The organism is Gluconacetobacter asukensis (genome assembly GCF_014174375.1).
In the GTDB taxonomy this organism is placed as follows: Bacteria; Pseudomonadota; Alphaproteobacteria; order Acetobacterales; family Acetobacteraceae; genus Gluconacetobacter; species Gluconacetobacter asukensis.
In genome coordinates this window covers 172,151-195,741 of record NZ_JABEQE010000007.1, presented here as the reverse complement: position 1 = coordinate 195,741, position 23,591 = coordinate 172,151, and the positions used below count along the sequence as shown (strand labels likewise).

General features: G+C 63.3%; 19 protein-coding genes. 11 read left to right on the top strand and 8 right to left on the bottom strand.

Translation table 11 applies throughout. The annotated features are described in order from the left end of the window. Positions 1–548 precede the first annotated feature (548 nt). Positions 549–3,512, top strand: coding sequence for an Rne/Rng family ribonuclease (locus HLH35_RS10220; protein WP_182979032.1), 2,964 nt, complete (start codon positions 549–551; stop codon positions 3,510–3,512). Between the two features lie 218 nt (positions 3,513–3,730). On the opposite strand, the gene HLH35_RS10215 is transcribed toward HLH35_RS10220, so the two are convergent. Beyond that, positions 3,731–4,603, bottom strand: coding sequence for a dimethylarginine dimethylaminohydrolase family protein (locus HLH35_RS10215; RefSeq protein ID WP_182979031.1), 873 nt, complete (start codon positions 4,601–4,603; stop codon positions 3,731–3,733). Positions 4,604–4,945: 342 nt separating this feature from the next. On the opposite strand from HLH35_RS10215, the gene HLH35_RS10210 reads away from it, so the two are divergent. From HLH35_RS10210 to HLH35_RS10170, 9 genes are all read left to right on the top strand, one after another. After that, complete coding sequence (locus HLH35_RS10210) at positions 4,946–6,469, top strand: ABC transporter substrate-binding protein/permease (protein ID WP_182979030.1); 1,524 nt, start codon at positions 4,946–4,948, stop codon at positions 6,467–6,469. Next, a complete protein-coding gene (locus HLH35_RS10205) occupies positions 6,459–7,217 on the top strand; it encodes an amino acid ABC transporter ATP-binding protein (protein ID WP_182979029.1) in 759 nt (252 codons plus the stop codon). The genes HLH35_RS10210 and HLH35_RS10205 overlap by 11 nt, the downstream gene beginning before the upstream one ends. Positions 7,218–7,615: 398 nt before the next feature. Continuing rightward, entirely contained in the window at positions 7,616–9,661 is a 2,046-nt protein-coding gene (locus tag HLH35_RS10200; RefSeq protein ID WP_246385013.1) for a TonB-dependent receptor, read from the top strand. 22 nt (positions 9,662–9,683) lie between these two features. Further along, positions 9,684–10,553, top strand: coding sequence for a sugar phosphate isomerase/epimerase family protein (locus HLH35_RS10195; protein ID WP_182979027.1), 870 nt, complete (start codon positions 9,684–9,686; stop codon positions 10,551–10,553). 1 nt (position 10,554) lies between these two features. Continuing rightward, on the top strand, positions 10,555–11,607 hold the full coding sequence (locus HLH35_RS10190; protein ID WP_182979026.1) for an isopenicillin N synthase family dioxygenase: 1,053 nt from the start codon (positions 10,555–10,557) through the stop codon (positions 11,605–11,607). Further along, on the top strand, positions 11,604–12,365 hold the full coding sequence (locus HLH35_RS10185) for a class II aldolase/adducin family protein (protein ID WP_182979025.1): 762 nt from the start codon (positions 11,604–11,606) through the stop codon (positions 12,363–12,365). Before HLH35_RS10190 ends, HLH35_RS10185 begins: the two co-directional genes overlap by 4 nt. 183 nt (positions 12,366–12,548) lie before the next feature. Continuing rightward, complete coding sequence (locus tag HLH35_RS10180; RefSeq protein WP_246385003.1) at positions 12,549–14,480, top strand: FUSC family protein; 1,932 nt, start codon at positions 12,549–12,551, stop codon at positions 14,478–14,480. 309 nt (positions 14,481–14,789) lie between these two features. Continuing rightward, a complete protein-coding gene (locus HLH35_RS10175) occupies positions 14,790–15,209 on the top strand; it encodes an SRPBCC family protein (RefSeq protein ID WP_182979023.1) in 420 nt (139 codons plus the stop codon). A gap of 70 nt (positions 15,210–15,279) precedes the next feature. Further along, positions 15,280–15,873: an NAD(P)H-dependent oxidoreductase gene (locus HLH35_RS10170; protein WP_182979022.1), complete on the top strand. Its 594-nt coding sequence runs from the start codon at positions 15,280–15,282 to the stop codon at positions 15,871–15,873. A gap of 24 nt (positions 15,874–15,897) precedes the next feature. On the opposite strand, the gene HLH35_RS10165 is transcribed toward HLH35_RS10170, so the two are convergent. Next, positions 15,898–16,809, bottom strand: a complete 912-nt coding sequence (locus tag HLH35_RS10165; protein WP_182979066.1) for a LysR family transcriptional regulator — start codon at positions 16,807–16,809, stop codon at positions 15,898–15,900. 348 nt (positions 16,810–17,157) lie between these two features. On the opposite strand from HLH35_RS10165, the gene HLH35_RS10160 reads away from it, so the two are divergent. Further along, positions 17,158–17,337: a hypothetical protein gene (locus HLH35_RS10160; protein WP_182979070.1), complete on the top strand. Its 180-nt coding sequence runs from the start codon at positions 17,158–17,160 to the stop codon at positions 17,335–17,337. Between the two features lie 31 nt (positions 17,338–17,368). Here HLH35_RS10160 and HLH35_RS10155 read toward each other — a convergent pair whose 3' ends face one another. From HLH35_RS10155 to HLH35_RS10130, 6 genes are all read right to left on the bottom strand, one after another. Next, complete coding sequence (locus HLH35_RS10155; RefSeq protein WP_182979021.1) at positions 17,369–17,722, bottom strand: ArsR/SmtB family transcription factor; 354 nt, start codon at positions 17,720–17,722, stop codon at positions 17,369–17,371. Between the two features lie 69 nt (positions 17,723–17,791). Continuing rightward, positions 17,792–18,283 carry an SRPBCC family protein gene (locus HLH35_RS10150; protein ID WP_220790626.1) on the bottom strand — a complete coding sequence of 164 codons (492 nt, stop codon included), beginning with the start codon at positions 18,281–18,283 and terminating at the stop codon, positions 17,792–17,794. A gap of 77 nt (positions 18,284–18,360) precedes the next feature. Further along, on the bottom strand, positions 18,361–19,272 hold the full coding sequence (locus HLH35_RS10145) for a LysR family transcriptional regulator (RefSeq protein WP_182979019.1): 912 nt from the start codon (positions 19,270–19,272) through the stop codon (positions 18,361–18,363). Positions 19,273–19,332: 60 nt separating this feature from the next. Further along, on the bottom strand, positions 19,333–20,136 hold the full coding sequence (gene fdhD / locus HLH35_RS10140; protein WP_182979018.1) for a formate dehydrogenase accessory sulfurtransferase FdhD: 804 nt from the start codon (positions 20,134–20,136) through the stop codon (positions 19,333–19,335). A 36-nt stretch (positions 20,137–20,172) separates the two neighbouring features. Continuing rightward, the gene (gene moaA / locus HLH35_RS10135; RefSeq protein WP_182979017.1) at positions 20,173–21,231 is read right to left on the bottom strand and encodes a GTP 3',8-cyclase MoaA; all 1,059 of its coding nucleotides are present in this window, start codon (positions 21,229–21,231) and stop codon (positions 20,173–20,175) included. A 39-nt stretch (positions 21,232–21,270) separates the two neighbouring features. Then, the gene (locus tag HLH35_RS10130) at positions 21,271–23,574 is read right to left on the bottom strand and encodes an FdhF/YdeP family oxidoreductase (RefSeq protein WP_182979016.1); all 2,304 of its coding nucleotides are present in this window, start codon (positions 23,572–23,574) and stop codon (positions 21,271–21,273) included. Between the last annotated feature and the right edge of the window lie 17 nt (positions 23,575–23,591).

The window sequence follows — 23,591 nt, the reverse complement described above, 5'->3', positions numbered from 1 at the left end:
ATCATAGCAGGCTCTACTCCCTTCGTCTGCATTTCAACGGCTTGCGCGAGATCATTGGTACAGATCGTCAACCTGTCATTCCGGGATGCGACAGCGCTTGCAGCGCGGCCTCAGTTAGGTCATGCTTGCACCGTGATGGGTCCGCGTCGGTTGGCGCCGGAAAACGGCCAGGTCGACAGGACCGGGTCCATCCGGCAGGCCGCCCCCGTATCGACGGGCCACGGATGCCGCTCCGCCCGGCCGCAAGGCCGGCGCAGGATGACGATGCCCTTTATTCCGACGCCGCACCGCGCATGCGCAGGTGCGCGTCACCGCCTGATGAGGATGGATGAACGCCACGCGATCCGCGTTCGCAGACAGCCCGGTACAGCGCACGTCACATGGGACGCGCGCGGGCAGGATCTGCGCGGATATCGCCGCAACGGCTTCCGGATCCATCGAATTGTCTCCCATTTCTATCTTTGCCCCTCCCCACCGTCGCGATTGCGCATCCCCCATGAGGACGCCGGACAGACAGCGGAAGCGGGCATACCGGAGTTCCGTTTTTAATGACCAAGCGCATGCTGATCGACACGACACACGCGGAAGAAACCCGCGTGGTCGTGATGGATGGTAACAGGCTCGAGGATTACGACGTCGAGGCTTCGGCCAAGAAGCAGCTCAAGGGCAATATCTACCTGGCCAAGGTCATCCGGGTAGAACCGAGCCTGCAGGCCGCCTTCGTCGAATATGGCGGCAACCGTCACGGCTTCCTCGCCTTCAGCGAAATCCATCCTGACTATTACCAGATTCCGGTCGCGGATCGCGAGAAACTGCTGGCTCTTCAGGAAGAGGAAGCCCGCGCCGAAGAGACCCAGGCAGAAGATGACGCTGACGCAGCGCCCGCTCCTGCCGAAGCCACGGCCGAGGATGCGTCCGAAGGCGAGGCGGAGCCCCTGCCCGAGACCGTGGGCGGCGAGACCGATACCGGCGACGAGAGCATGGTGCAGCGCCGCATCGCCCGCTTCCTGCGCAACTACAAGATCCAGGAAGTGATCCGGCGCCGTCAGGTCCTGCTGGTCCAGGTAGTCAAGGAAGAGCGCGGCAACAAGGGCGCGGCGCTGACCACCTATATTTCGCTGGCCGGCCGCTATTGCGTGCTGATGCCCAATTCGCTGCGCGGTGGCGGTGTATCGCGCAAGATCACCTCGGTCGCCGACCGCCGGCGTCTGAAGGACGTGATCGCGGAACTGCAGATCCCCCGTGGCATGGCGATGATCGTGCGCACGGCCGGCGCCCAGCGCCCCCGCCCCGAGATCATGCGCGACTGCGAATATCTGCTGCGGCTGTGGGACGACATCCGCGACCTGACGATGAATTCGGTGGCTCCCGCGCTGATCTATGAAGAAGCCAGCCTGATCAAGCGTGCGATCCGCGATATCTACACCCGCGACGTCACCGAGATTCTGGTGGATGGCGAGCCCGGCTGGAAATCGGCGCGCGACTTCATGCGCATGCTGATGCCGCAGAGCGCGCCGAAGGTGAAATGCTGGCGCGACGGCGGCCAGCCGCTGTTCTCTCATTTCAATGTCGAAGGCCTGCTGGACTCGATGCTATCGCCGACAGTGCAACTGCGCTCGGGCGGCTATCTGGTCATCAACCAGGCCGAGGCCCTGGTGGCGATCGACGTCAATTCGGGCCGGTCGACGCGCGAGCGCAATATCGAGGAAACCGCGCTGCGCACCAATCTGGAAGCAGCCGAGGAAGTGGCCCGCCAGTTGCGCCTGCGCGACCTGGCCGGCTTGATCGTCATCGATTTCATCGATATGGAAAGCCGCAAGCACAATGCGATGGTCGAGCGGCGGCTGAAGGACGCGCTGCGCACCGACCGTGCGCGGATCCAGGTCGGCTCGATCTCGCATTTCGGACTGCTGGAGATGTCGCGGCAGCGTCTGCGGCCGTCGATTACGGAATCGTCCTTTACCCCCTGCCCGCACTGCCAGGGCACGGGCATCATTCGTGGTACCGAAAGCGCGGCCCTGCACGTGCTGCGCGCGGTCGAGGAAGAAGGCGCTCGCCGCCGCGCGGCCGAGATCACGGTCCATGTAGCCGCCGAGATCGCGCTGTATATCCTGAACAACAAGCGCGCGTGGCTCGACGAGATCGAGAAGCGGCACAAGATGCGCGTGGTCTTCTCCCCCGACGCCACGCTCCTGCCACCCCAACTGCGCATCGAACGCGTGCGGCCGCAGACCGAGCGGTTCGAACCGGTTGTGCAGGCCGCCCTGTCCGAACCGGTGGAGACCGAAGCCGAAGTGGCAGTCGAGGCGACCGCCCCCGTGGTGCGCGAGATCCCGATCCAGGCCGAGGCCCCGACATCCGTCGAGGAGGCTCCGCGTGCCGCCGAAGGGTCCGAGGAGGGTACCGACCATCGCCGGCGCCGCCGCCGTCGCCGTCGGCGTCGGAACGGCGAGCGGACGGCCGAGGGCACGCAGCAGTCGGCCGTTATCGAAGCCGGTGGCGAGGATGAGGATGCGGAAGAGGCCGCCGAGCCCGTCGTTGCGGCGGTCGAACCCGCCGAAGCGCCAGCCCCTCGGAACCGCGAAGACGAGGGCCGCGATCGCTCGCGCCGTCGGCGCGACCGGAACGACCGGCGCGAACCCAGGGCCGCAGAAGCACCCTATCGCGGTCCGACACCGGCCAACCCGTTCGGCAATGGCATCATCGACATCTTCGACGTGATCGAGCAATCGACCGAAGCTGGCCTGCCGGCGGCATCCGCCCCCCGGCGCCCAGCCGCCCCCGAGGCCGAACTGGCGGAGATCGTCGATATCGCCGAAACATTGGCGGTGTCGGAACCCGAAGCCGTGCCGGTGGAAGTGGTAATCGAAACGGTGGCGGAAGCGGTGCCCGAGAGCGCACCTGCGGCCGAACCGGCCGAAGACGCGCCGAAGCCGCGTCGCCGTCGCAGTCCCCGCACCCGCAAGAGCGCGGAGGCCGAACCGGCAGCGGTTGAACCCGCAACGGTTCAGGCGACGGAAGAGCCCGCCGTGGCTGCTGCCCCGGCGGAGCCGGCCGAGAGCGTGGAACCTGCGGCGGCCCCCCGGACACGCCGCCGGCGCACGACCAAGGCAGCTCCAGTCGCTGAGGTGACCGCAGAGGCACCGGCCGAAGCGCCTGAAGAGGTCGCGGAAGCCGTGACGGAAACGCCGGAGAAGAAGAAGCCCGTACGCAAGGCTGCAACGCGCGCAACGGCCGCAACCCGGACCCGCAAGGCCACGAAGACCGCCAAGGTCGAGCAGACCGAGCCGGTCAAGGCCGCGCCGGCCCCCGCCAAGCCCCGGCGGGCCCGCAAGACACCGGCACGCGCCAAAACCGCAAAGGCCGCACCGGCCGATGCCGACGCAGCTCCCAAGGCCGAGACGGCGGACAGCACGTCCGCCGCCGCGGCCGACGGACCGGTGGTGCAGCCGATCGTCATCGACGATGCCACCCCGGCCCCGGCGCGCCGGACCGGCTGGTGGCGTCGCTAAATCGCTGCCACAGCCAAGGCCCCGCGTTCTCACCGGACGCGGGGCCCCGGGTCGCATCGATGGGTACGCGCACGAGAATGCGGCAGACGCTTCAAATCCCGCGCACAAACGACACAGGCCCACTCCCCGTATCGGGGGCGGGCCTGTCCGCATTCTGAGACACTGCTTCAAACGCTCCGTCGTCGACGCCTGACGGCGCCGACCCGGACCGGCTGCTCTCAGCCGGTGACGAGCGAAGCGCGGCGCAGCGGCATCGTCATGCAGTGGATGCTGCCCCCGCCCTGCGAGAACTGGTTCAGTTCGGGGTCGATCACGGTCAGCCCCTCGGCCCGCAGCGTCTCGTTGATCCGCGTTGAATGGCGCGGGCTGACTACCCGGTCGCGACCCAGCGCCAGCACGTTGCAGCCCATGTCCCGCATCGCTTCCTTGTAGCTGACCGGCAGCAGCCGGATACCCTGCGCGCGGAACCAGTCGAGATCCTCATCATCCAGCACGTCCACGGCGGCGATGGCCAGATTTTCCGTCACCATCGTAAAAATGACGTCCAGATGCAGGAAATGTTCCGGAAAGCGGATCATCCGCGTCGTCCACCCGGCCTCCTCGAACCACCCCAGGAACTCGCGCGCCCCCGCTTCGTCCGTGCGGCCACCCGTCACGCCCACGGCAACCAAGCCCGGGCGGATGATATGGATATCCCCCCCCTCGATATGGCCCTGGGTAGCGCTCTTCCAGATATCGTCGGGCTGGTAGAACGTGCGGATCTCCCCCTCTTCCGCGGTGCGCTCGGGGCGCATCAGCCGGGTTACGACGGTGCCCCATGGCGTGGTCTGCGAGCTGTCACGCGTATAGACCTGATAAGGCATCCCCGCGCGCGGCTGCAGGAAATGGCAGGCCGCGCCCGCCCCTTCCAGGGCCGAAACCAGCTCGCGGAACTGCGCCGCCAAAGCACTCCGGTCGATCCGCACACCCTTCGCCATGGTCTGGATCGCGATGTCATTGCTGGGTATCCAGCTGTAATTGTCGGGCGGGCACAAAAGAACATCCAACAATTCGCCGGTTTCACTGTCGATGAACCACCGGTTCGACGTCATGTACCCATACTCCTTCCGCTCGGCTATAATGCGAGTCCGATCCTATTCTCCATCCAACCTAGGCCGAGCACTCCAGAGTGCTCGATTTAAATCTCATGGAGTTCTCTTTGGGTTTTGGTAAATCAAAAACCAATCGAAATGGTGTATAGGGTTCCGATCCGGCTGGCGCCAGCCGGAACATTCCGCCTATGATTCCGGTGGCCGTTCCGCATCATGCCGCCCCACGAAGGATGGACCCGCTTGCCGAGCACCTGCCCGTCTACCCTCGCTTTTTTCGGATATCGATCTCGGTCCCTGCCAGCCTCCGATCGCTCCATACGCCGCGCCAGCCCATGGCGCCGCATGCTCGCGGCGACCCTGCTCGCCTTGGCCGTCGCCCTGCCGGCCGCGCGCGCGCTGGCCGATGATCTCCCCAGCTTCGTGCATGACGGCCAGCTGACGCTCTGCACCAACCCTACCCTGCCGCCGATGACCTTCGTCAACGGGTCCGACACCAATGCCCTGGCCGGGATGGATATCGACCTCGCCCGCCGCCTGGCGGCCTACTGGCATGTCACGCTCATCCCCCAGACGATGGATTTCGAGGGGCTGTTCCCCAGCCTCTCCGCCCAGCGCTGCGGCATGGTCATCAGCGGCGTCCTGCGCCAGGCGGGAAGGCTGCGGAATTATGACGCAGTTGCCTATCTGGATTCCACTGTGGTGGCGGTCGCCCGCGTCGGCACGCCGAAGATCCGCGAAATGGCGGATCTGTCCGGCCAGACCGTCGCGGTGCAGTCCGGCACCAGCTACGCTGCGCAGATCGAACGCGAGAATGATCGCCTCCGCGCCGCCAGGCGGGCACCGATCATCCTGCAGCAATACCCGACCGAAGATCAGGTCGTGCAGCAGGTCCTGATCGGGCGGGTTCATGCGTTCATCAGCCAGGATGTCGAACTCTATTACCGGCAGAAGCAGTTGGGCGGAAAAGTCACGATCATCCTGACGCCCGATTATCCCGACTTTCATCAGTTCGCGGTCTATATCCGCAAGGATTCACATGATACCGCCCTGCTGCAGAAGGCGATCGACGAACTGTCCCAAGAGGGCGAAATCGCCGCCATGGCGAAGAAATGGGGCATTTCCGGCGACCATCAGAGCGTCTTCACCGATCAGAAAGCGCCATCACGCTTCGATTTCACCACCTTCTTCGGCGCCCTGTTCTCCACAGCCTTCCTCAAGGGTGCCGAACTCACGCTGGTCATCGCCCTCCTGTCGCACCTGACGGCCATCGCCATCTCGATCCCGATGGCCATGAAGCTGAATGGCCGGGATTCGATCATCAGGCGGCTGCTCGGACTTTATGTCGCCGTGTTCCGGGGCGCGCCGACGCTGCTTCAGTTGCTGTTCATCTGGAACGCCCTGCCGCAATTCTTCCCCATCTTCCGCGAGCACTGGTTCACGCCGTTCCTGGCGACATGGCTCTCCCTCTCGATCAATGAATCCGCCTATCAGGTGGAAATCAACCGCGCCGCCCTGCGCGCCGTCGATCCGGGCCAGGTCCTGGCCGCCGACGCGCTGGGCATGACGACGGCGCAGACCTACCGCCATGTCATCTTTCCGCAGGCGCTGCGCATCGCCCTGCCCCCCACCATCAACGAATTCATCAGCCTGCTGAAGACGACATCGCTCGCCTCGGTCATCTCGTTGCAGGAGCTTCTGGCCGTCACCCAGATCCAGGTGGCCCGCACATTCCAGTTCACCGAATATTATGCCGCCGCCCTGGTCTATTACCTGGCGATGGTCTTCTTCTTCCTGTTCCTGCAGAAGCGGATCGAGCGCCGCTTCATCTGGGCCGACCGCAACAAGGCATCCGCCGATGCAGCTTAGCACTTCCCCCGATCCGACCGCGCGCATCTCGATCCGTGGCCTGAGCAAGTTCTACAAGGACTATCTGGCCCTCGACCGGATCGATCTCGACATCAGCAAGGGTGAGAAGATCGTGGTGCTCGGCCCGTCAGGGTCGGGCAAATCGACCTTCATCCGTTGCCTCAACCGCATCGAACCGCATGATAGCGGCGTCCTGATGATCGACGGCCGCATCATCGACGACCGCACCAATCTCACGGCGCTGCGCGGCTCGGTCGGCATGGTATTCCAGAACTATAACCTGTTCCCCCATCTCAGCGTCCTGGACAATTGCACGCTGGCGCCGCAACTAGTGCGCGGCATCACGAAATCCGATGCCGAGGCCACGGCCCGCCGCTATCTGTCGCAGGTCAATATCGCCGAACAGGCCGAAAAATTCCCGATCCAGCTTTCGGGCGGCCAGCAGCAGCGCGTCGCCATTGCCCGCGCCCTGTGCATGAATCCCGAGATCATCCTGTTCGATGAACCGACGGCCGCCCTCGACCCGGAATCCATTTCCGGAATCGTCGGCATCATGCGCGACCTGGCCGAACAGGGAATCACGACCGTCTGCGTAACCCATGAAATGGGATTCGCCCGCCATATTGCCGACCGTATCGTCTTCATGGACCGGGGCGCGGTGCTGGAGGTCACGCCACCCGAGGAATTCTTCACCGCGCCACGCACCGAAAGGGCCCGGACTTTTCTCGCGCAGATGATCCGCCACTGATCGGCGCGAACCACAGAGCACGCCCCAACACACAGACATGCCCCGCCTGCCGGCAATGCAGGACGGCGGCAAAGTAAACTTTGGAACCTTCTCAACGAAACCATTCCGCTTTTCGTTCTTGGATAAGAACAAGATCATTCCAGGACGGAAAAGCCCCCATGACAGCACGCTCCAGTTCCCCGTGTCGCACCGCCATCGCACAGAGGAACCGGCATGTCCTGTTCTCGGCGCTGCTTCTGGCCGGGGTCAGCAGTATCGCAGCGCACGCCGCGCCGACCACGTCCCCGCCGGCAACGACCACCCACCCGGCGCATGCCACCCGTCACGCCCGCGCCCCCCAGCGCCCGACGCTGGAAGCCATCACCGTCACCAGCGCGCGGACGGCGCGGTTCCATACGATGGCCAACACGGTCAACACGCTCAGCGGCAAGGAACTCCAGTCGCTGCACATCGTCAGCCCCAAGGAGATCGCGGCCTTCATCCCCGGCGTGACCGCCGTCAACGCCACCTCGGGCAGCACGCCAATCTTCTCGATCCGAGGCATCGGGCTGGACGACTATATCGGCACCAACATGGGCGGGATCGGGATCTATATCGACGGCGTCTTCGCGCCCTATCCGGTGCTGTATAACGGCCAGATGTTCGACGTGCAGACAGTCAGTGTCGAGAAAGGCCCGCAGGGCTTCGAATATGGCCGCAGCACGACCGGCGGCAGCATGAACATCGAATCCATCAAGCCGACGGGCCATTTCGGCGGCTACCTGAACTGGGGCTACAGCAGCTACGGCACCAACACGGCACGCGGCGCCATCAATACGCCGATCACCGACCGCATCTTCAACCGCTTCGCCTTCAGCTACATCAACGGCGAGGGCTGGCAGCACGATATCCATACCGGCCAGCGTTACGGCGCGCAGGATATCCTGTCGCTGCGCAACCTGACCCAGTTCGTCATCGATGACCAGTCATCGCTGATGCTGAACATCCACTACACGCGCGACAAAGGCACCCCGGTCTCGCCGCAGGATGTGGATGGCGACGCGGTAAATGGCCTGCCGGACCGCACGATCGGCGTCGGCCAGAATGCGAAATACAATGCGGTGAATGTCGGCGACAACCGCGCCTCGCGCAACGAAAACGGCGGCGGCATCGGCATCAACTACACCAGGAACTTCGATTTCGGCACCTTCACCTCGGCCACCGGTATCGATTTCTACCGTCGCGACGATTATGACAATTACGATGGCGAATCAGTCAATGTCGGCGACTATCGCTGGAACGACACGACCATCGCCCAGTCGCACGACATGCATCTGAACATGAACCTAGCCAAGCGCCTTAACCTGACGGTCGGCGTCTATGAGTCCTGGGACAAGATCAACGGCGCCTATACCAGCTACCGTTCCTTCATCCTGGACTCGCCGAACGCCAGCCTGACCGATCATTTCGTCCAGCAGAACCTGTCGACCGGCCTCTACATCAACACCGTCACACACATCATCAAGGGGCTGGATTTCATCGCCGCCGGCCGCCTGTCCTATGACGAACGCGGCTTCGACGGTGGCACGCTGGACAATACCGGCGCCGTGACCGGCATGGCGGGTTCGCACCTGTCCTACGTCAACCAGAACCATGAATATGAGCGCCTGACCGGCCGCGTCGGCCTGCGCTACACGATCCTGCCCGGCACACTGGTCTATGGCACGATCTCCAACGGCTACAAGGCGGGCGCCTACTTCGCGGCGCCTGTCACCGCCCCCCAGGCCCTGGACTATGTCCACCCCGAAAACCTGATCGCCTACGAAATTGGCGCCAAGACCAGCCTGTTCAACAACAAGGTGCAGATCGAAGGCTCGCTGTTCGACTACGAATACCACAACCGCCAGACCCTGTTCGTGGCCGAGATGCCGCGCGACATCACCTCGCTCAGCCTCGGCCTCATCCCCCGGGCACGGACGCGCGGCGGCGAACTGTCCAGCACGCTGCATGACCTGCTGCCCAACTTGGACCTGCGCGGGTCCTTCGCCTATCTCGACGCACAGACCGTCAGTTCGGTCAGCTCGATCGGCGGCCTGCCGCTGCTGGGCAATGTGGATTCCCACTCCGCCTTGCCCTTCGCACCGCGCTTCTCGTGGAGCGCGGTCGCGCGCTACGGCATCGACGTGACACCGCGCTATCGCGTGACCCTGCAGGCCAGCTACACGTGGAAGGACAACATGCTGGTGGCGCTGGGTGACCCGAACGGCAAGACCAACAAGATCAGCTCGATGGGCCTGCGGATGGAAGTCGGGCCCAAGACCGGCAAATGGACGGCCGCGGTCTATGTCGACAACATGCTGAACCAGCACGGCAACACCTATTCCTTCACCGGCAGCGACAATAGCCGCGTGCAGTATCTCCAGACGCCCCGCTGGGTCGGCTGCGACCTGCGCTATAATTTCTAGGCCCAAGGGTAAGGCGGCCGCCATGCGCCTCGAACTGTTCAAGACCCTGTGGGGCGATACCCGCGCCTGGCCGCAGATCATCGAGGAGATGCGCGCCGCCACCTTCGACGGGATTGAGGCACGCATCCCCGACAACGCGCAGGATGCGACCGACAAGGGCCGCCTTCTGCGCCAGGAGGGCGTGCCCTATATCGCCATCGCCCTGACCGGCGGCGGCGTCATCCCCCGCCAGGGCGCCCCCCTGGCCGACCATCTGGCCGACCTACGCGCCGCGCTTGACCGCGCTGCCATCATGCAGCCCCGCTTCGTCAACGTGCTGGGCGGCAACGACCGCTGGGGCGCCACCCAGCAGGCGGATTTCATCAACCAGGCAGACGAGATCGGGCGCCAGGTGGGACTGCGCTGCGTGTTCGAAACACACCGCTCGCGCATCCTCTCCTCGCCCTGGATCGCGCTGGACGTCCTGAACCAGTGCCCGGATGCGCAGTTCACGCTGGATATCAGCCACTGGATCGTCACCTGCGAGCGGCTGCTGGACGATCCGCTGGACGATTTCAGCGCCTTCATCGACCGCGTCCATCACCTCCAGGCCCGGGTCGGCTATGATCAGGGCCCGCAGGTACCGCATCCCGGCGCGCCGGAATATGCGGCAGCCCTCGCCTTCCATCAGCATGTCTGGGCACAGGTGTGGGCCGCACACGCCCGGCGCGGCTACGCCGTCACGACGCTGACGCCGGAATGCGGCCCGGACGGCTATCTGCACACACTTCCCTTCACCAATGCGCCGGTGGCCGATCTGTGGGCTCTGAACCGATGGATCGCGGACACCGAACGCCGGCATTTCGACGCATTCCAGCAGCGCCAGAACAGCCTGGCCTCAGGAGACATCTGACATGACGACAGACGCAACCACCCGGCGGGAAACCTTCACCTCGATTCCGGTCGTCGATATTTCCGGCCTGTATTCCGCCAATCCCGCCGACAGGCAGGAAGTGGCGGACAGGCTGGGCGATGCCGCCCGCAATGTAGGCTTCCTCTACATCTCCGGCCATCATGTGCCACGGGACCTGATCGACGGCGTGCGCGCGGCGGCGAAGGATTTCTTCGCCCTGCCGCTGGACCGCAAGATGGACTATTATATCGGCACCTCCGCGACCCATAAAGGCTTCGTGCCGGAGGGCGAGGAAGTCTATAACAAGGACCGGCCGGACCATAAGGAAGCATTCGATATCGGGTTCGAGGTTCCAGCCGACAACCCGCTGGTGCTGTCCGGTACGCCGCTGCTGGGCCCCAACAACTGGCCGGGCCTGCCGTTGTTCCGCGAACGGGCCGAGGCCTATTACCGCGCCGTATTCACCCTCGGGCGCCTGCTGTTCCAAGGCTTCGCGCTGGCACTGGGCCTGCCGGAAAACGCCTTTGATGACATGGCACAATTCCCGCCTTCCAAGCTGCGGATGATCCATTATCCTCATGACGGCGCGGCGCAGGACGCGCCGGGCATCGGCGCCCATACCGATTATGAATGTTTCACCATCCTGCTTGCCGACCAGCCGGGTCTGGAAGTCATGAACGGCAATGGGGAGTGGATCGACGCGCCGCCCATCCCCGGCGCATTCGTGGTCAATATCGGCGACATGCTGGAAGTCATGACGGCCGGTGCCTTTGTCGCCACCGCGCACCGCGTGCGCAGCGTGAAGGAAGAACGCTATTCCTTCCCATTATTCTATGCCTGCGACTACCATACCCAGATCCGCCCCCTGCCTGCCTTCGACAAGGGCGGCGAGGCATACGAGGCCATCAAGATCGGCGATCACATGTGGTCGCAGGCCCTGCAGACCTACCAATATCTGGTCCGCAAGGTCGAACGGGGCGAACTGGCGCTGCCGACCGGCGCACGCGGCACCGCCACATTCGGGCATTTCAAACGAAAGACGCAGCACGCATGACTACGGACACACTCACTACTCCGCAGACTGAACAGGACGAACAGTCACTGCGCGAGGACCTGGCTGCCGCCTACCGGCTGCTCGCGCTGTTCGACATGACGGATCTTGTCTACACTCATCTTTCGGTGCGCCTGCCAGGCCCCGGCCACACATTCCTGGTCAACCCTTACGGATTGCTGTTCGAAGAGATCACGGCCAGTTCGCTGGTCGTGGTGGATGCCGAAGGCCTGCCGAAACAGGCGACGAGCTGGCCGGTGAACCCCGCCGGCTTCGTGATCCATTCCGCCGTTCATCGCAGCCGCCCCGACGCCGCCTGCGTCATGCACACCCACACGCTGGCAGGCATGACCGTGGCCGCGCAGCAGCATGGAATCCTGCCGCTCAACCAGATCAATGTCGAATTCCACGGCCGCGTCGGCTTTCATCCCTACGAAGGCATCGCGGCGGACGACAATCTGAGCGAACGCGAGCGGCTGGTCCGCGACCTCGGCGACAATATCGGCCTGATCCTGCAGAATCACGGCCTGCTGACAGTCGGCGAGAGCGTCGCCCAGGCGTTCTATCGTACCTACTATCTGGAACAGGCGTGCCGCATCCAGATCGCCGCGCAATCGACGGGCGCCCCGCTGCATCTGCCCTCGGAGGATAAATTGCTGCGCACCCGTGCGCAGTTCGAGAGCGACCCGGATCAGGGCCAACTGGTCTGGCGCGCCCTGCGCCGCAAGCTGGATCGTGAACAGCCGGATTACATCCGCTAGGGGCCTATCCCCTCGACCAACGCACCATCATTCGACATGGGAGGGTCCGGAACGGACCCTCCCCTTTTCCTGGATTCTTTTATATAATCCGTGGCCTGCTTCCTGCGCCGGCCCATGAAAAACAGTCTCTTTCCCCCTCTTCCCCGCAAGCCACGCTTTCTGAAAGCACTGGCCCACAGCCTGATGCCCTCTATCGTCACGCACTGGCTGGGCGCGCGCGCCATTGCCATCGCGCCGGAACAGATCGCCATCCGCGAGGGCTTACGGGCCGGCGTCGCCGTCAGCACCGTCATGTTGGTCGCCTGGCATCTCAACATGCCCCTCATGGCGTGGTCCGCCTTCGCCGCCTTCTGGACTTGCCTTGCAGACCCCGGCGGCCTTCTCCGCCGCAGGATCAGGGCCCTGACATCCTTCGGCCTGGCCGGCGCGTTCATCACCGGCACCATATCCGCCCTGGCGGGATACAGCACCGCCGCCGCCTTCGTCGGTCTGGGTCTGTGCGTTTTCCTGTGCGGGCTTGCCCGGGCCCGAGGGGCGGCCGCCACCCAGGTCAGCGTCCTCGCTGCCATCGTCGCCGTGGTCGCCATCTGTTATCCCCAGACCCCGATGGGGGCCATCACCCTCGCCGCCCTGTTCTCCCTCGGCGTCCTGTGGGCCATGCTCATCTGCCTGCTGGCCTGGCCCGTCGACCCCAGCACCCCGCAAAAACAGGCCTGCGCCGCCCTGTTTCGCGAACAGGCCAGTATGGCCTTCCGACTGCTCAACCTTCCGCACCTTCAGACAGCCAGCCTTCTCACCCAGCAGAAGGAACTCAGCGCCTGGCGCCGCGACATCCGCCGCCGCATCGAACAGGCCCGCTCGTCGGTCGAAAAACTCTCCAGTGATGCGCCACTCAGCCCGGCCCGCACCACTCTTCTACCCGCCGTCGAGGCCGCCGACCGCATCTTCGTTACCCTCATCGCCTTCGAACATGCGGCGTTCTCCGCCCCGCTGCCACCCCAGACCACCCGTGTCATCCGCATCACCGCCGCCGCCCTCCGCCGCATCGCGCGGGACATCCCGCCCGGCCGCCACGCCCCGGACAGCATCGGCCCCTATATCCGCGCGCTCAGCCGCCTCGGCACCCACCCTCAAACCCTGTCAACTCGCGCCGCCGCCTGGAATGCCGCTGCCCTGACCGACCTGCAAACCGCCTGGCAGGGCAAGGACCAGTCCCGACGCGGCACCACGCCATCCGCCCTTGCCACGCCGTCGCAACCACTCAGCCCGATCTTCATCCGTCACGCCGCACGCCTTTCCGTGGCGGTTCTGGCCGCCTTCGGCATGACGCTCGCCTTCCACCTGCCCTATGCTTACTGGGCGATGATGGCTGTCGTCGTCGTCACCCAACCGGGCAGGAGCACCACCCTCTCCCGCACCATCGAGCGCGTCGCCGGCAGCGTCGCCGGCGGCATCCTCGCCGCCATCGCAGGCACGCTGTGTCCAAAATGGCTGGTTCTGCTCCTCATTTTCCCGCTATCGGCCACCACCATCGCGCTGCGCAGCGTCAATTACACGCTATGCGTCACCTTCATGACCCAGCTTTTCGTCCTGGTCACCGACCTCGTTGGCTCCGACACCGGCTGGTGGCTCGGCTTTGCCCGCGCCGAAAACAACATCATCGGCAGCCTGGTCGGCATGGCCGCCTGTCTTCTGCTGTGGCCGGAAAAATCCACGGCCTCGCTCCCCACCCTGGTCAGCCGCGCCTTCCTGGCCAATCTCCGCTATGCCGCGCTTGCCACCAGCGGCGACGGCACCCGCGACGAAACCGAGCAGGCGCGGCGCGCGGCCGGAACCACGTCCAACAAAGCCGAGATCCTCTGCCAGCAGACCAGCCTCGAAGGCCTCCGCCGTTCGGAAAACCTGAAGATCTGCACGGAAATCCTCTTCCACCTGCGCCAGCAGGCCGGCATCGCCAGCACAAGCTGGCTCGAACGCACGACGGACCACACTCCAGCCCCGACCGCACAGACCTACCAGACAGCCCTGCGGCATTTTTCAGACCTGCTGTCCGCCCCATCGTCCACCGGCGACCATCTGCGCGAAATGCTGCTGTTCCTCAGGCGGCCGCACTGAACCTACCGCGCCGGATGGTCCAGGGCCTGTTGGGAAATGCGGGCCGGATACTTGATAAGGCGATCGACAAGAAGACGCTGGATGACGAGATCAAGGACAAGGACGGGCTGACGCTGGGCCGCCGCTCGGCGCCCAGAAGCAGCAGCGTGCGCCCCCCGAGACCCTAGCCTGCGGGCCATTCCTGAATTTCGTTCACAAGCGTTGTGACGACAGGGGCCATAGCCCCGTCCAAAGGCGCCCTGTACGTGCAGGAAACCGGGAGCCGTTTATGTGCGGTGCCCCATCCGGCGGAACAGGGGAGAAACATGTATGGTCGAAATCGTCAGCCAGATGGACGTCGCGGTCAGCGCCGACGCAGCCTGGGCCCTGCTCGGCGGCTTTGACAACCTTCCACTGTGGATACCGATGATCCGGACCAGCACGCTGGAAGAGGGCGGGCGCGTCCGGCGCCTGACCGTTGCAGAAGACACAACCATCGTGGAACGCCTGATCCGCTTCGACGATCGAAAACGCGTGTATTCCTACGCCTATATCAGCGGGCCAGACCCGGTCGAACACTATGTCGGCCAGGTCGCCGTCGCCGAACACGGCCCCCACCGCTGCATCATAAGCTGGGGCAGCCGGTTCGTGCCTGTGGGCCTGAGTGAAGCAGACGCGGCCGCACGGTATCACGCCGCTTATACGACGGCCCTCATGCACGCAAAGACTCTGCTGGAAGGCGCACCCTGACCGTCGCGGCATCCTCCAGCCCCCTTTTCCCGATCATCCGCTCCTGAAACCATCCACAGGATAACCGAGCATGAAAAATATCCTCCTTCTGAATGGCGGGAAGGTTTTCGCACATTCGCACGGACGTCTGAACGATACGCTCCATGAGGTGGCGGTCGAGGCATTGTCGAACGCCGGCTTCGCCATCCGCCAGACGAAAATCGATTCCGGCTACGACATCCAGGAGGAAGTCCAGAATTTCCTGTGGGCCGATCTGGTCATCTACCAGATGCCCGGCTGGTGGATGGGCGCACCATGGATCGTCAAGAAATACATGGATGAGGTCTTCACCGCCGGCCATGGCGCGCTTTACGCAAACGATGGCCGCAGCCGGGCGCACCCGGAACGCAAATACGGCTCAGGCGGCCTGCTGCACGGCAAGCATTACATGCTGTCCCTGACTTGGAATGCGCCGGAAGAGGCCTTCGTCGCCCCCGCTCAGTTCTTCGAAGGCAAGGGCGTCGATGCCGTCTATTTTCCTTTCCACAAGGCCAATCAGTTCCTCGCCATGTCGCCCCTGCCGACTTTCCTGGCCTCGGACGTCATGAAGGCCCCCGCAATCGACACGACCACGCGCCGCTATCGTCAACATCTTGCGGAGACCCTGGCGTTCGGCGGGGCCTGAGCGCTCGGACGGCAACCCCACGTTTCACGCAGGGTCGTTCCGCATGAAGATCTGCAAACGCGGAATCATGAAATCGAGAAACAGCCGAATGCGCTGCGGCATGCGCTGTCCACCCGGATAGAGCGCATGGACCTCTTCCTCGTCGCCATGGCCGGCCTGGTCCAGCACTTCGATCAGCCGGCCGTGGCGGATATCCTCCCGCACATGGTAATCGCCCAGACGGGCCAGCCCCATTCCGGCCAGCGCCAGCCGCCGTACGGTTTCGCCATTATTGGCCAGCAGATTTCCACCCACCATCCGATCGACGATCCGTCCGCCATCCTTCAGCGGCCAGATCGGGGCCGCACGCCGAAAATTGAACCCAAGGCAGTTATGCCGGTCGAGATCTCCGATCGTGACCGGTGTGCCATGACGTTCAAGATAGGCCGGGGCGGCGACGATCTTCCGGCGTGCGACCCCGATTCTGCGCGCAAGCAGGCTGCTATCCGCGAGCGGACCCACGCGGAACGCGATATCGGCACGATCAAGATAAAGATCGACAATCTCGTCCGACAGCGACAGATCGACCACCATGTTCGGGTAGGTTTCCCAGAACGCGGGCAACAGCGGCTCGATCCCCAGCACACCGAATGCCACCGACGCATTGACGCGGATCGTGCCACTGGCCCCCTTGCCGCCCTGACCGACCTCGCGCTCGATATCGTCCAGTTCCGCCAACAGGGCACCACTCCGCTCATGGAAGAGACGCCCTTCGTCGGTCAGCGACAGCCGCCGCGTCGACCGCTCGACCAACCGCACGCCAAGGCGATCTTCCATGCGCGCGATCAGCTTGCTGACCGTCGATGGCGTCATCAGAAGCTGCCGCGCCGCTTCGGAGAAGCTACCGGACTCCGCGACCCGGACAAAGACCAGCATCTCTCCCGCACGGTTATCCATCATCGCTCCGATCTGTGAATTCCTGTCGAAGATAACGGCATGGCCGGACCAGGGCCAGCATCACGGCCTCTTCGATGCGATCCGCGGCAATCCGTCCTCAAGAACGTTGAGGAACAAAAATTAAACTCTCCGCCACAAGATGCATCATCGCAATATTTATCTCTGACAACATTGAGAACTATCGTTCTGACATTGCAAGATCCAGGGAATACAAGCCAATGCTGCCAGGAAAGAAATGGTCGGACGATCTGTTCTTCTATTGACAGTCTCCGTTTCCATCATCGGGACCGGTGGCGGTCCGGCGTTTACCGCATCCACGCAGCATAAGGCGACGCACAAGGCCGCCACATGCCAGACACCCACGACCCAGCCCGCGCCCGTTACGACCCATGCCGCCCCATCGGGAAATACCACCCCGAACTGGTGATCGGCGCCAGCCTCGCCTGCAATCCGGGGCCGCATGTCACCGACCTCGGCATCACCGACGGCATGAGCGGCAAGATCGTGACCGACAGCCTCATTGCCTGACGGTCAGGCGGTTTCCGAAGAGAAGGCCCCCTTATCGCTCATCGCCGTCCTCGACAAACGCCCGAAGCCCTTCGATACGGGCATCCCACACTGCCGACAGCCGGTCGAGATGCTCGCGGATGATCGCGATCTGTTGCGCCCGTAACTGCCATTGCCGAACCTGGCCAACCCGCGCGCTTTCCACCAGCCCGGCATCTTCCAGCACGCGCAGATGCCTGTTGATACCCTGACGCGTGATTCCCCCCGTGCCGTCCTTCAACTGGACGGTGGGCAGCGGCCCGTTTTCGCTCAGTCGCGCGACAATCGACAGGCGGACCGGATCGCCCAGAGCCGCAAAAATCTGCACCGCTGATTGCAGACTGTCCGAACAATATCCGCTTTCCATCAGCGCGCTTTCTTTGGGGCCATTTGTAAAATCACCCCTGCCGGGCAATCCTGTTTTTCAAACAGAGCCTCACTCGTCTCCCAGGGCGAGATATCTCTCCACCAACCTGGCCTGATGCGCCCAGCCACCATCATTCGCCTTGATCGCCTCCGCCCGCCGGGCAAGCGGCAACCGGTCGAAACCCGTCTCCGTAATGGTAAGCCGGATGCCCCCCTCGACCTCCTCGAGTGCAAACGTGACCAGCGTCATCGGCTCGGCGGCATAATCATGGGCCGGATCGATGGCATATGGGTGCCAACGAAACGAAAACAGCCGCATAGGCTCGATCCGCTCGACGTGAACACGCCAGGGGGTACCGCGATACGGTTCCTGCATGCGGGCGACATCCGGGTCAACCTGGGTGGGGACGATCCGCCCGATCGCCTCCTGCCCCGCGATAAAGGGACCATCGATCTCCACGCCAAACCACCGGCCGAAACGGGTGGAATCCGTGATCGCGCGCCATACACGGTCGTGCGCCGCCTTCAGCACGACCGTCTTTTCGATCCTGTCCGTCTCCATGAGCAACCTCCCAGTTGCTCAAACCCTATTATCGCAGACGTCCAGGCGCAACCATATTGTTGCGCTTTGACATACCATCAGCACAGACTGCCAAGCTGCTCTCGAAAATCCGTTTCCAGGGCGACCGTCCAGACACGCGCGACGAAAGGCGAAGGCGGCTGTTCGCTCAACCTCACCAACCCGATCGCGCCCGGCGAAAAACCGGCAAGCCGGCGCATCTGCAGGCGACCGGCCGGCGGCACCCGTAGCGGAAAGGAGGATAGCGGCAGGATGGTCACCATGGCACCACGCATGATTTCGGCATGGATCAGTTCCAATGACGCGGTCTCCAGACGAATGATCGGCTCAACCCCGGCAGTCTGAAACCCGATATCCACCAATTGGCGACAGCGCATACCGCGACTGAGCAAGGCGAGCGGAAATGTCGCGGCCTCCTCCCAACTGATTTCCCCCTGGTCGGGAAAGACATACGCCGTGGTACCGGCCAGAACCTGCTCTTCCGCATAAAGGGCCCGGACCGTAAAAGCCTGCGCCTGCGGGCACTGGTCATAATACATGATCCCGATATCAAGCTGCTTGCTGGCAAGCCTCTCGATAATGTCCGCATTCGGAAGAACGGCAACATCGCTCGAAAAATCGCCGATCTTCTCCTTGATTGCTTCCAGGAGGATCGGAACGATATGCACGGCGGTCGGGATGACGCCAATCTTGACCGACCCCACCAGCTCCTGCCGCGACAGCGAAACTTCATTCCGCATCTCCGACACGCTGCGCAGGATATCATGCGCCCATTTCAGTATGCGCGCACCCTCAGCCGTCAGCCCGAAGACTTTCTTCTTGCGATCGATAATAACGACCCCAAGCTCGTCTTCCAATTGCCTGATGGCGCGTGAAAGCGCGGGCTGCGAAACGTTGCACGCGTCCGCGGCCTTCGAAAAACTCCGCAGCCTGTCGATTTCCCGAAGATAATGAAGCTGCCTCAGAAACATTTATCGTCTTCTCATTCACAACCGACGCCGCCGTACGCCACCCTGCCGCCCGGCGCCCACTTATTGCACAAGCCGCTCCCCGCCGCAGAACAGAACCTGCCCATCACGTCGCGCAATGGCGATCAATGTCTGTTTCATCGTTTCAGCAAGCCGACAAGCCCGGTAGGTCGGGGCCGAGACCGCCACGACGATCGCGATCCCGCTCCGCAACGTCTTGAGGGCCATTTCAAACGAATAGCGGCTGGTCAGAAGACAAAACCCCTCGCCCGTTTCTTCGGCGCCGCGCGCCCGCGCGCCAATCAGCTTATCGAGCGCGTTATGCCGCCCCACATCCTCACGAATCATCAGGATACGACCGTCGCGATCGGCCCAGGCGGCCGCATGCACCATCCGCGTCGCCGCATTCAGCGTCTGCCATTCACCAAGCGCGTTCAATGCAAGCTGCACTGCCTCGGTCGAAACCACCGGGCCCGGCCCCAATACCGGCACCCCGATGGCATCACAGGACGGCACCGCATCGCTGCCGCAGATCCCGCAGCTCGAATGCCCGGTCTGGGTCCGCGGCCCGCGCCTGATCAGCGACGTCAACGCATCTCCGGCGATCGAGACATCCACTGTCAGGCCATCATCCGTCTCCACGACCACGACCGATCGGATCTGCGCCGACGTGCCGACAATCTGTTCCGTCAGGCAGTAACCGACTGCAAAATCTTCCAGATCCTCCGGCGTCATCATCATGACGCCATAGGAGAAGATCCCGTTGAAGATCAGCCGGACCGGCACCTCATCGGCCACATTCAGGTCGAACGCCCTGTCAGGTTGGCCCAGGGATGTAACGCGCAATCGGTGAAAGAGAGAGGGCATCCCGCTAACCTTACCAGAACCGGCCGCACCGGCCGTTCAGCCTCCGATATAATGCATTTCGATTTTCTCCGCCGCCGGGGCCTTTCCCTTCACGGCGCTGCACCCGCGCGGAATCGCACGCTCTTCACTGTAGCGATCCGCACGGCCATGCCAGATACCCGACAACGTAGCGCGCAGCTTCCTATCGCCCTGCACGGTGTCATCCTCACGCAGGATCGCCCGCAAATCCGTCCCCTCGGCCGCAAAGAGGCAGGTATAGAGCTTTCCGTCGGAAGAAAGCCGCGCGCGCGAACAATCCCCGCAAAATGGCGCACTGACCGAGGAAACGAACCCCACCTCGCCTTCCCCATCGACATAGCGATAGCGCCGCGCCACCTCGCCGCGATAATTCGGCGACAGAGGAATCAACGGCCAGTGCGCATCGATCCGCGCCAATATTTCGCGCGAGGGCACGACATCGGCGCGCTCCCAGCCATTACGGGTTCCCACATCCATATATTCGATAAAGCGCAGCACAATATCCGTGCCGCGAAAACGCGCCGCCAGATCCAGAATACCGGAATCGTTCACGCCCCGCTGGATGACACTATTGATCTTCATCCCGCCCGGAAATCCAGCCGCCCGCGCGGCCTCGATCCCGTCAAGCACAGTCGACAATTTCGCGCGCCCGCCACTCATCTGGGCAAACACAGCCGCATCGAGACTATCGAGGCTCACCGTCACACGATGCAGGCCCGCCGCACGAAGAACAGCGGCCGACCGTGCCAGCAGCACACCATTGGTGGTCAGCGCGACATCCTCGATGCCCGGCACCCGCACCAGCCGCGCGACCAGTTCAGGCAGGCCGGGGCGTAGCAGCGGCTCGCCCCCCGTCAGGCGCAGCTTGGTCACGCCCAGCCCTGCCGCAACCCGTGCGACACGCTCGATCTCGTCGAAATCCAGCCGCTCACGCGGCGCCAGAAAGCGAAATCCCTCATGATAGGTCGCCTCCGGCATGCAGTACGGACACCGGAAATTGCACCGATCCATCACCGAGATCCGCAGATCCCGCATCGGGCGCCCGAGCCGGTCCACAAGCGACGCATCTGTGTCCATCAAGAGACTCTCATCCACCCACAGGCCCGCGATTGACGGTTACCCGGCAATCCTGATCGGCGCTGCCGACGCAACACTCTCCACCACCTTGACAGGAATGGACTTGGCCGCCGGCGTTCCGCTGATCTCGTCGAAATAATCGAGCGGCAGCAGCGGATTGAGTTCCGGATAATAGCCCGCAATGGCACCACGCGACATCGGATAGTCGATCACGGTCAACCCATCGACATAACGCCGGAACCCGTCATCGCTATAGGTTTCCAGCCCGATCACCGTGCCGTTTTCCAGCCCGCGATCCTTCATGTCCTCCTTGTTCATGAAGATCACGAGCCGGTTGTTGTAGACACCGCGATAGCGGTCGCTATTGCTGTAGATGGTCGTGTTGTACTGATCATGCGACCGGATCGTCGCCAGACGCAGCATCGCAGCATCCTCAACCGGAACATTCACCTCCAGCCCCGGCAGCACGAGAAAATTCGCCTTGTCGTTCGGCGTCTGCCATACGAGCCGACGCGGCGGAATGTCGAGGTGAAAGCCCCTCGGATTCTTGATCTTCTCCGAAAAATCCGAATAGATCTCCGGATAGACTTCGGCGATCTTGTCACGGATCGGCGTATAATCGACCATATAGCGCGCCCACGGCGTCTTCGAATGCGGCAACGTGGCTATGGCCATCCGGCACACGATCTCCGTCTCCGGCCGCACATGCTCGGTGACGGGCTCGAATACGCCACGCGAAGCCGTCACATTCGCCATCGCATCCTCGATGGTCACGAACTGCTCACCTGCTTCCGTGCGAATAATCTCCGACCGTGCCACCACCGGCAGGAGCAGGGCATCCTTGCCATGCACCAGATGCCCGCGATTGAGCTTGGTCGCGATGCCGACGGTCAGGTTAAGCTTCCGCATCGCGTCATAGGAGCGATCGGTGTCCGGAACCGCCCGGATGAAATTCCCGCCCATGCCGATAAAGACCTTGGCGGTGCCGGCTTCCATGGCCTCCAGCGCCTCAAGCACATGGTGACCATGCGTGCGCGGCGGCTCAAAGCCGAACGCATCGCGGACCCGATCCAGGTAACGCTGCGTCGGCTTCTCGTCGATGCCGACGGTGCGGTCGCCCTGCACGTTCGAATGCCCGCGGATCGGCGCAATGCCTGCACCAGGCTTGCCAAAATTGCCACGCAACAGCAGCAGATTCGCCACCTGCTGCAACAGGCGCGACCCTTCCTGATGCTGCGTCAGGCCCATCCCATAGCAGATGATCGTCGCCTTGGACCTTTTATAGATCTCCGCGATCCGCCGGATCTGCCCCTCCGACACGCCCGAGATCCGGGTGATATCGGCCCACGAACAGCCCATCACGTCGTCACGCAACGCATCCAGACCAGCCGTGTGCTGCTGGATGAAATCCATGTCGAGCACCCGCTCGCCCTGCTCCTCGGCCTCGAAGAGCGCCCGCATCATCCCCTTGAAGATGGCCAGATCCCCACCAATCCGCACATGGACGAATTCGCTGGAAATCGGAGTGGAGCCGAACGTCGCCATCTGGAGCACATCCTGCGGCTCCGTAAAGCGGATCAGGGCGCGTTCCGGCATCGGGTTGATCAGCACGATCGGCACACCGCGCTTTCTCGCCTCCACCAGGTTGGTCATCATGCGCGGCGAATTGGTGCCCGTATTCTGCCCGATGACAAAGATCGCCTCGGCATGGTCGAAATCCGACATGACGATCGTGCCCTTGCCGATCCCGATCGACGCCGGCAGCCCACGGCTGGTCGGCTCGTGGCACATATTCGAGCAGTCGGGGAAATTATTGGTGCCGAACTCCCGGACGAAGATCGAATAGAGGAACGCGGTCTCGTTGGCCGTGCGCCCCGATGTATAGAATTCCGCCTGATGCGGGCTGTCCAGCGCCTGCAGATGGCGCCCGATCATCGCAAAGGCATCATCCCACGCGACGGGCACATATTTGTCGGTCGTGGCATCATAGCGCATCGGCTCGGTCAGGCGCCCCTGCATCTCCAGCCAGTAGTCGCTCTTCTCCATCAGTTCGGTGACGGTGTATTTCGCGAAGAATTCGCGCGTCACGCGCGCCTTCGTCGCTTCATGCGCCAGCGCCTTGGCGCCGTTCTCGCAGAACTCCAGAGTCTTGCGATGATCCGGGTCCGGAAACGCGCAGCTCGGGCATTTGAAGCCGCCCGGCTGGTTCATGGCCAGCAGCCCGCGCGACCCTTTGACGAGCACGCTCTGCTCCATCAGCACTTTCGCGGTCGCGCCTGCCGCCCCCCAGCCGCCGGCCGGATGATGATAGGGCTTGAACTCGGACGGTTTTTCTTTGCTCATGACATTAACCTCCCAAG

Coding starts and splice junctions, on each gene's coding strand:
- HLH35_RS10150 (WP_220790626.1), bottom strand. CDS start 18,283: ATGGAGACGGACAGGATCGAAAAGACGGTCGTGCTGAAGGCGGCGCAC.
- HLH35_RS10185 (WP_182979025.1), top strand. CDS start 11,604: ATGACTACGGACACACTCACTACTCCGCAGACTGAACAGGACGAACAG.
- fdhD (WP_182979018.1), bottom strand. CDS start 20,136: ATGCCCTCTCTCTTTCACCGATTGCGCGTTACATCCCTGGGCCAACCT.
- HLH35_RS10215 (WP_182979031.1), bottom strand. CDS start 4,603: ATGACGTCGAACCGGTGGTTCATCGACAGTGAAACCGGCGAATTGTTG.
- HLH35_RS10175 (WP_182979023.1), top strand. CDS start 14,790: ATGGTCGAAATCGTCAGCCAGATGGACGTCGCGGTCAGCGCCGACGCA.
- HLH35_RS10220 (WP_182979032.1), top strand. CDS start 549: ATGACCAAGCGCATGCTGATCGACACGACACACGCGGAAGAAACCCGC.
- HLH35_RS10200 (WP_246385013.1), top strand. CDS start 7,616: ATGGCCAACACGGTCAACACGCTCAGCGGCAAGGAACTCCAGTCGCTG.
- HLH35_RS10155 (WP_182979021.1), bottom strand. CDS start 17,722: ATGGAAAGCGGATATTGTTCGGACAGTCTGCAATCAGCGGTGCAGATT.
- HLH35_RS10130 (WP_182979016.1), bottom strand. CDS start 23,574: ATGAGCAAAGAAAAACCGTCCGAGTTCAAGCCCTATCATCATCCGGCC.
- HLH35_RS10195 (WP_182979027.1), top strand. CDS start 9,684: ATGCGCCTCGAACTGTTCAAGACCCTGTGGGGCGATACCCGCGCCTGG.
- moaA (WP_182979017.1), bottom strand. CDS start 21,231: ATGGACACAGATGCGTCGCTTGTGGACCGGCTCGGGCGCCCGATGCGG.
- HLH35_RS10205 (WP_182979029.1), top strand. CDS start 6,459: ATGCAGCTTAGCACTTCCCCCGATCCGACCGCGCGCATCTCGATCCGT.
- HLH35_RS10210 (WP_182979030.1), top strand. CDS start 4,946: ATGCTCGCGGCGACCCTGCTCGCCTTGGCCGTCGCCCTGCCGGCCGCG.
- HLH35_RS10160 (WP_182979070.1), top strand. CDS start 17,158: ATGCCAGACACCCACGACCCAGCCCGCGCCCGTTACGACCCATGCCGC.
- HLH35_RS10165 (WP_182979066.1), bottom strand. CDS start 16,809: ATGGATAACCGTGCGGGAGAGATGCTGGTCTTTGTCCGGGTCGCGGAG.
- HLH35_RS10145 (WP_182979019.1), bottom strand. CDS start 19,272: ATGTTTCTGAGGCAGCTTCATTATCTTCGGGAAATCGACAGGCTGCGG.
- HLH35_RS10170 (WP_182979022.1), top strand. CDS start 15,280: ATGAAAAATATCCTCCTTCTGAATGGCGGGAAGGTTTTCGCACATTCG.
- HLH35_RS10180 (WP_246385003.1), top strand. CDS start 12,549: ATGCCCTCTATCGTCACGCACTGGCTGGGCGCGCGCGCCATTGCCATC.
- HLH35_RS10190 (WP_182979026.1), top strand. CDS start 10,555: ATGACGACAGACGCAACCACCCGGCGGGAAACCTTCACCTCGATTCCG.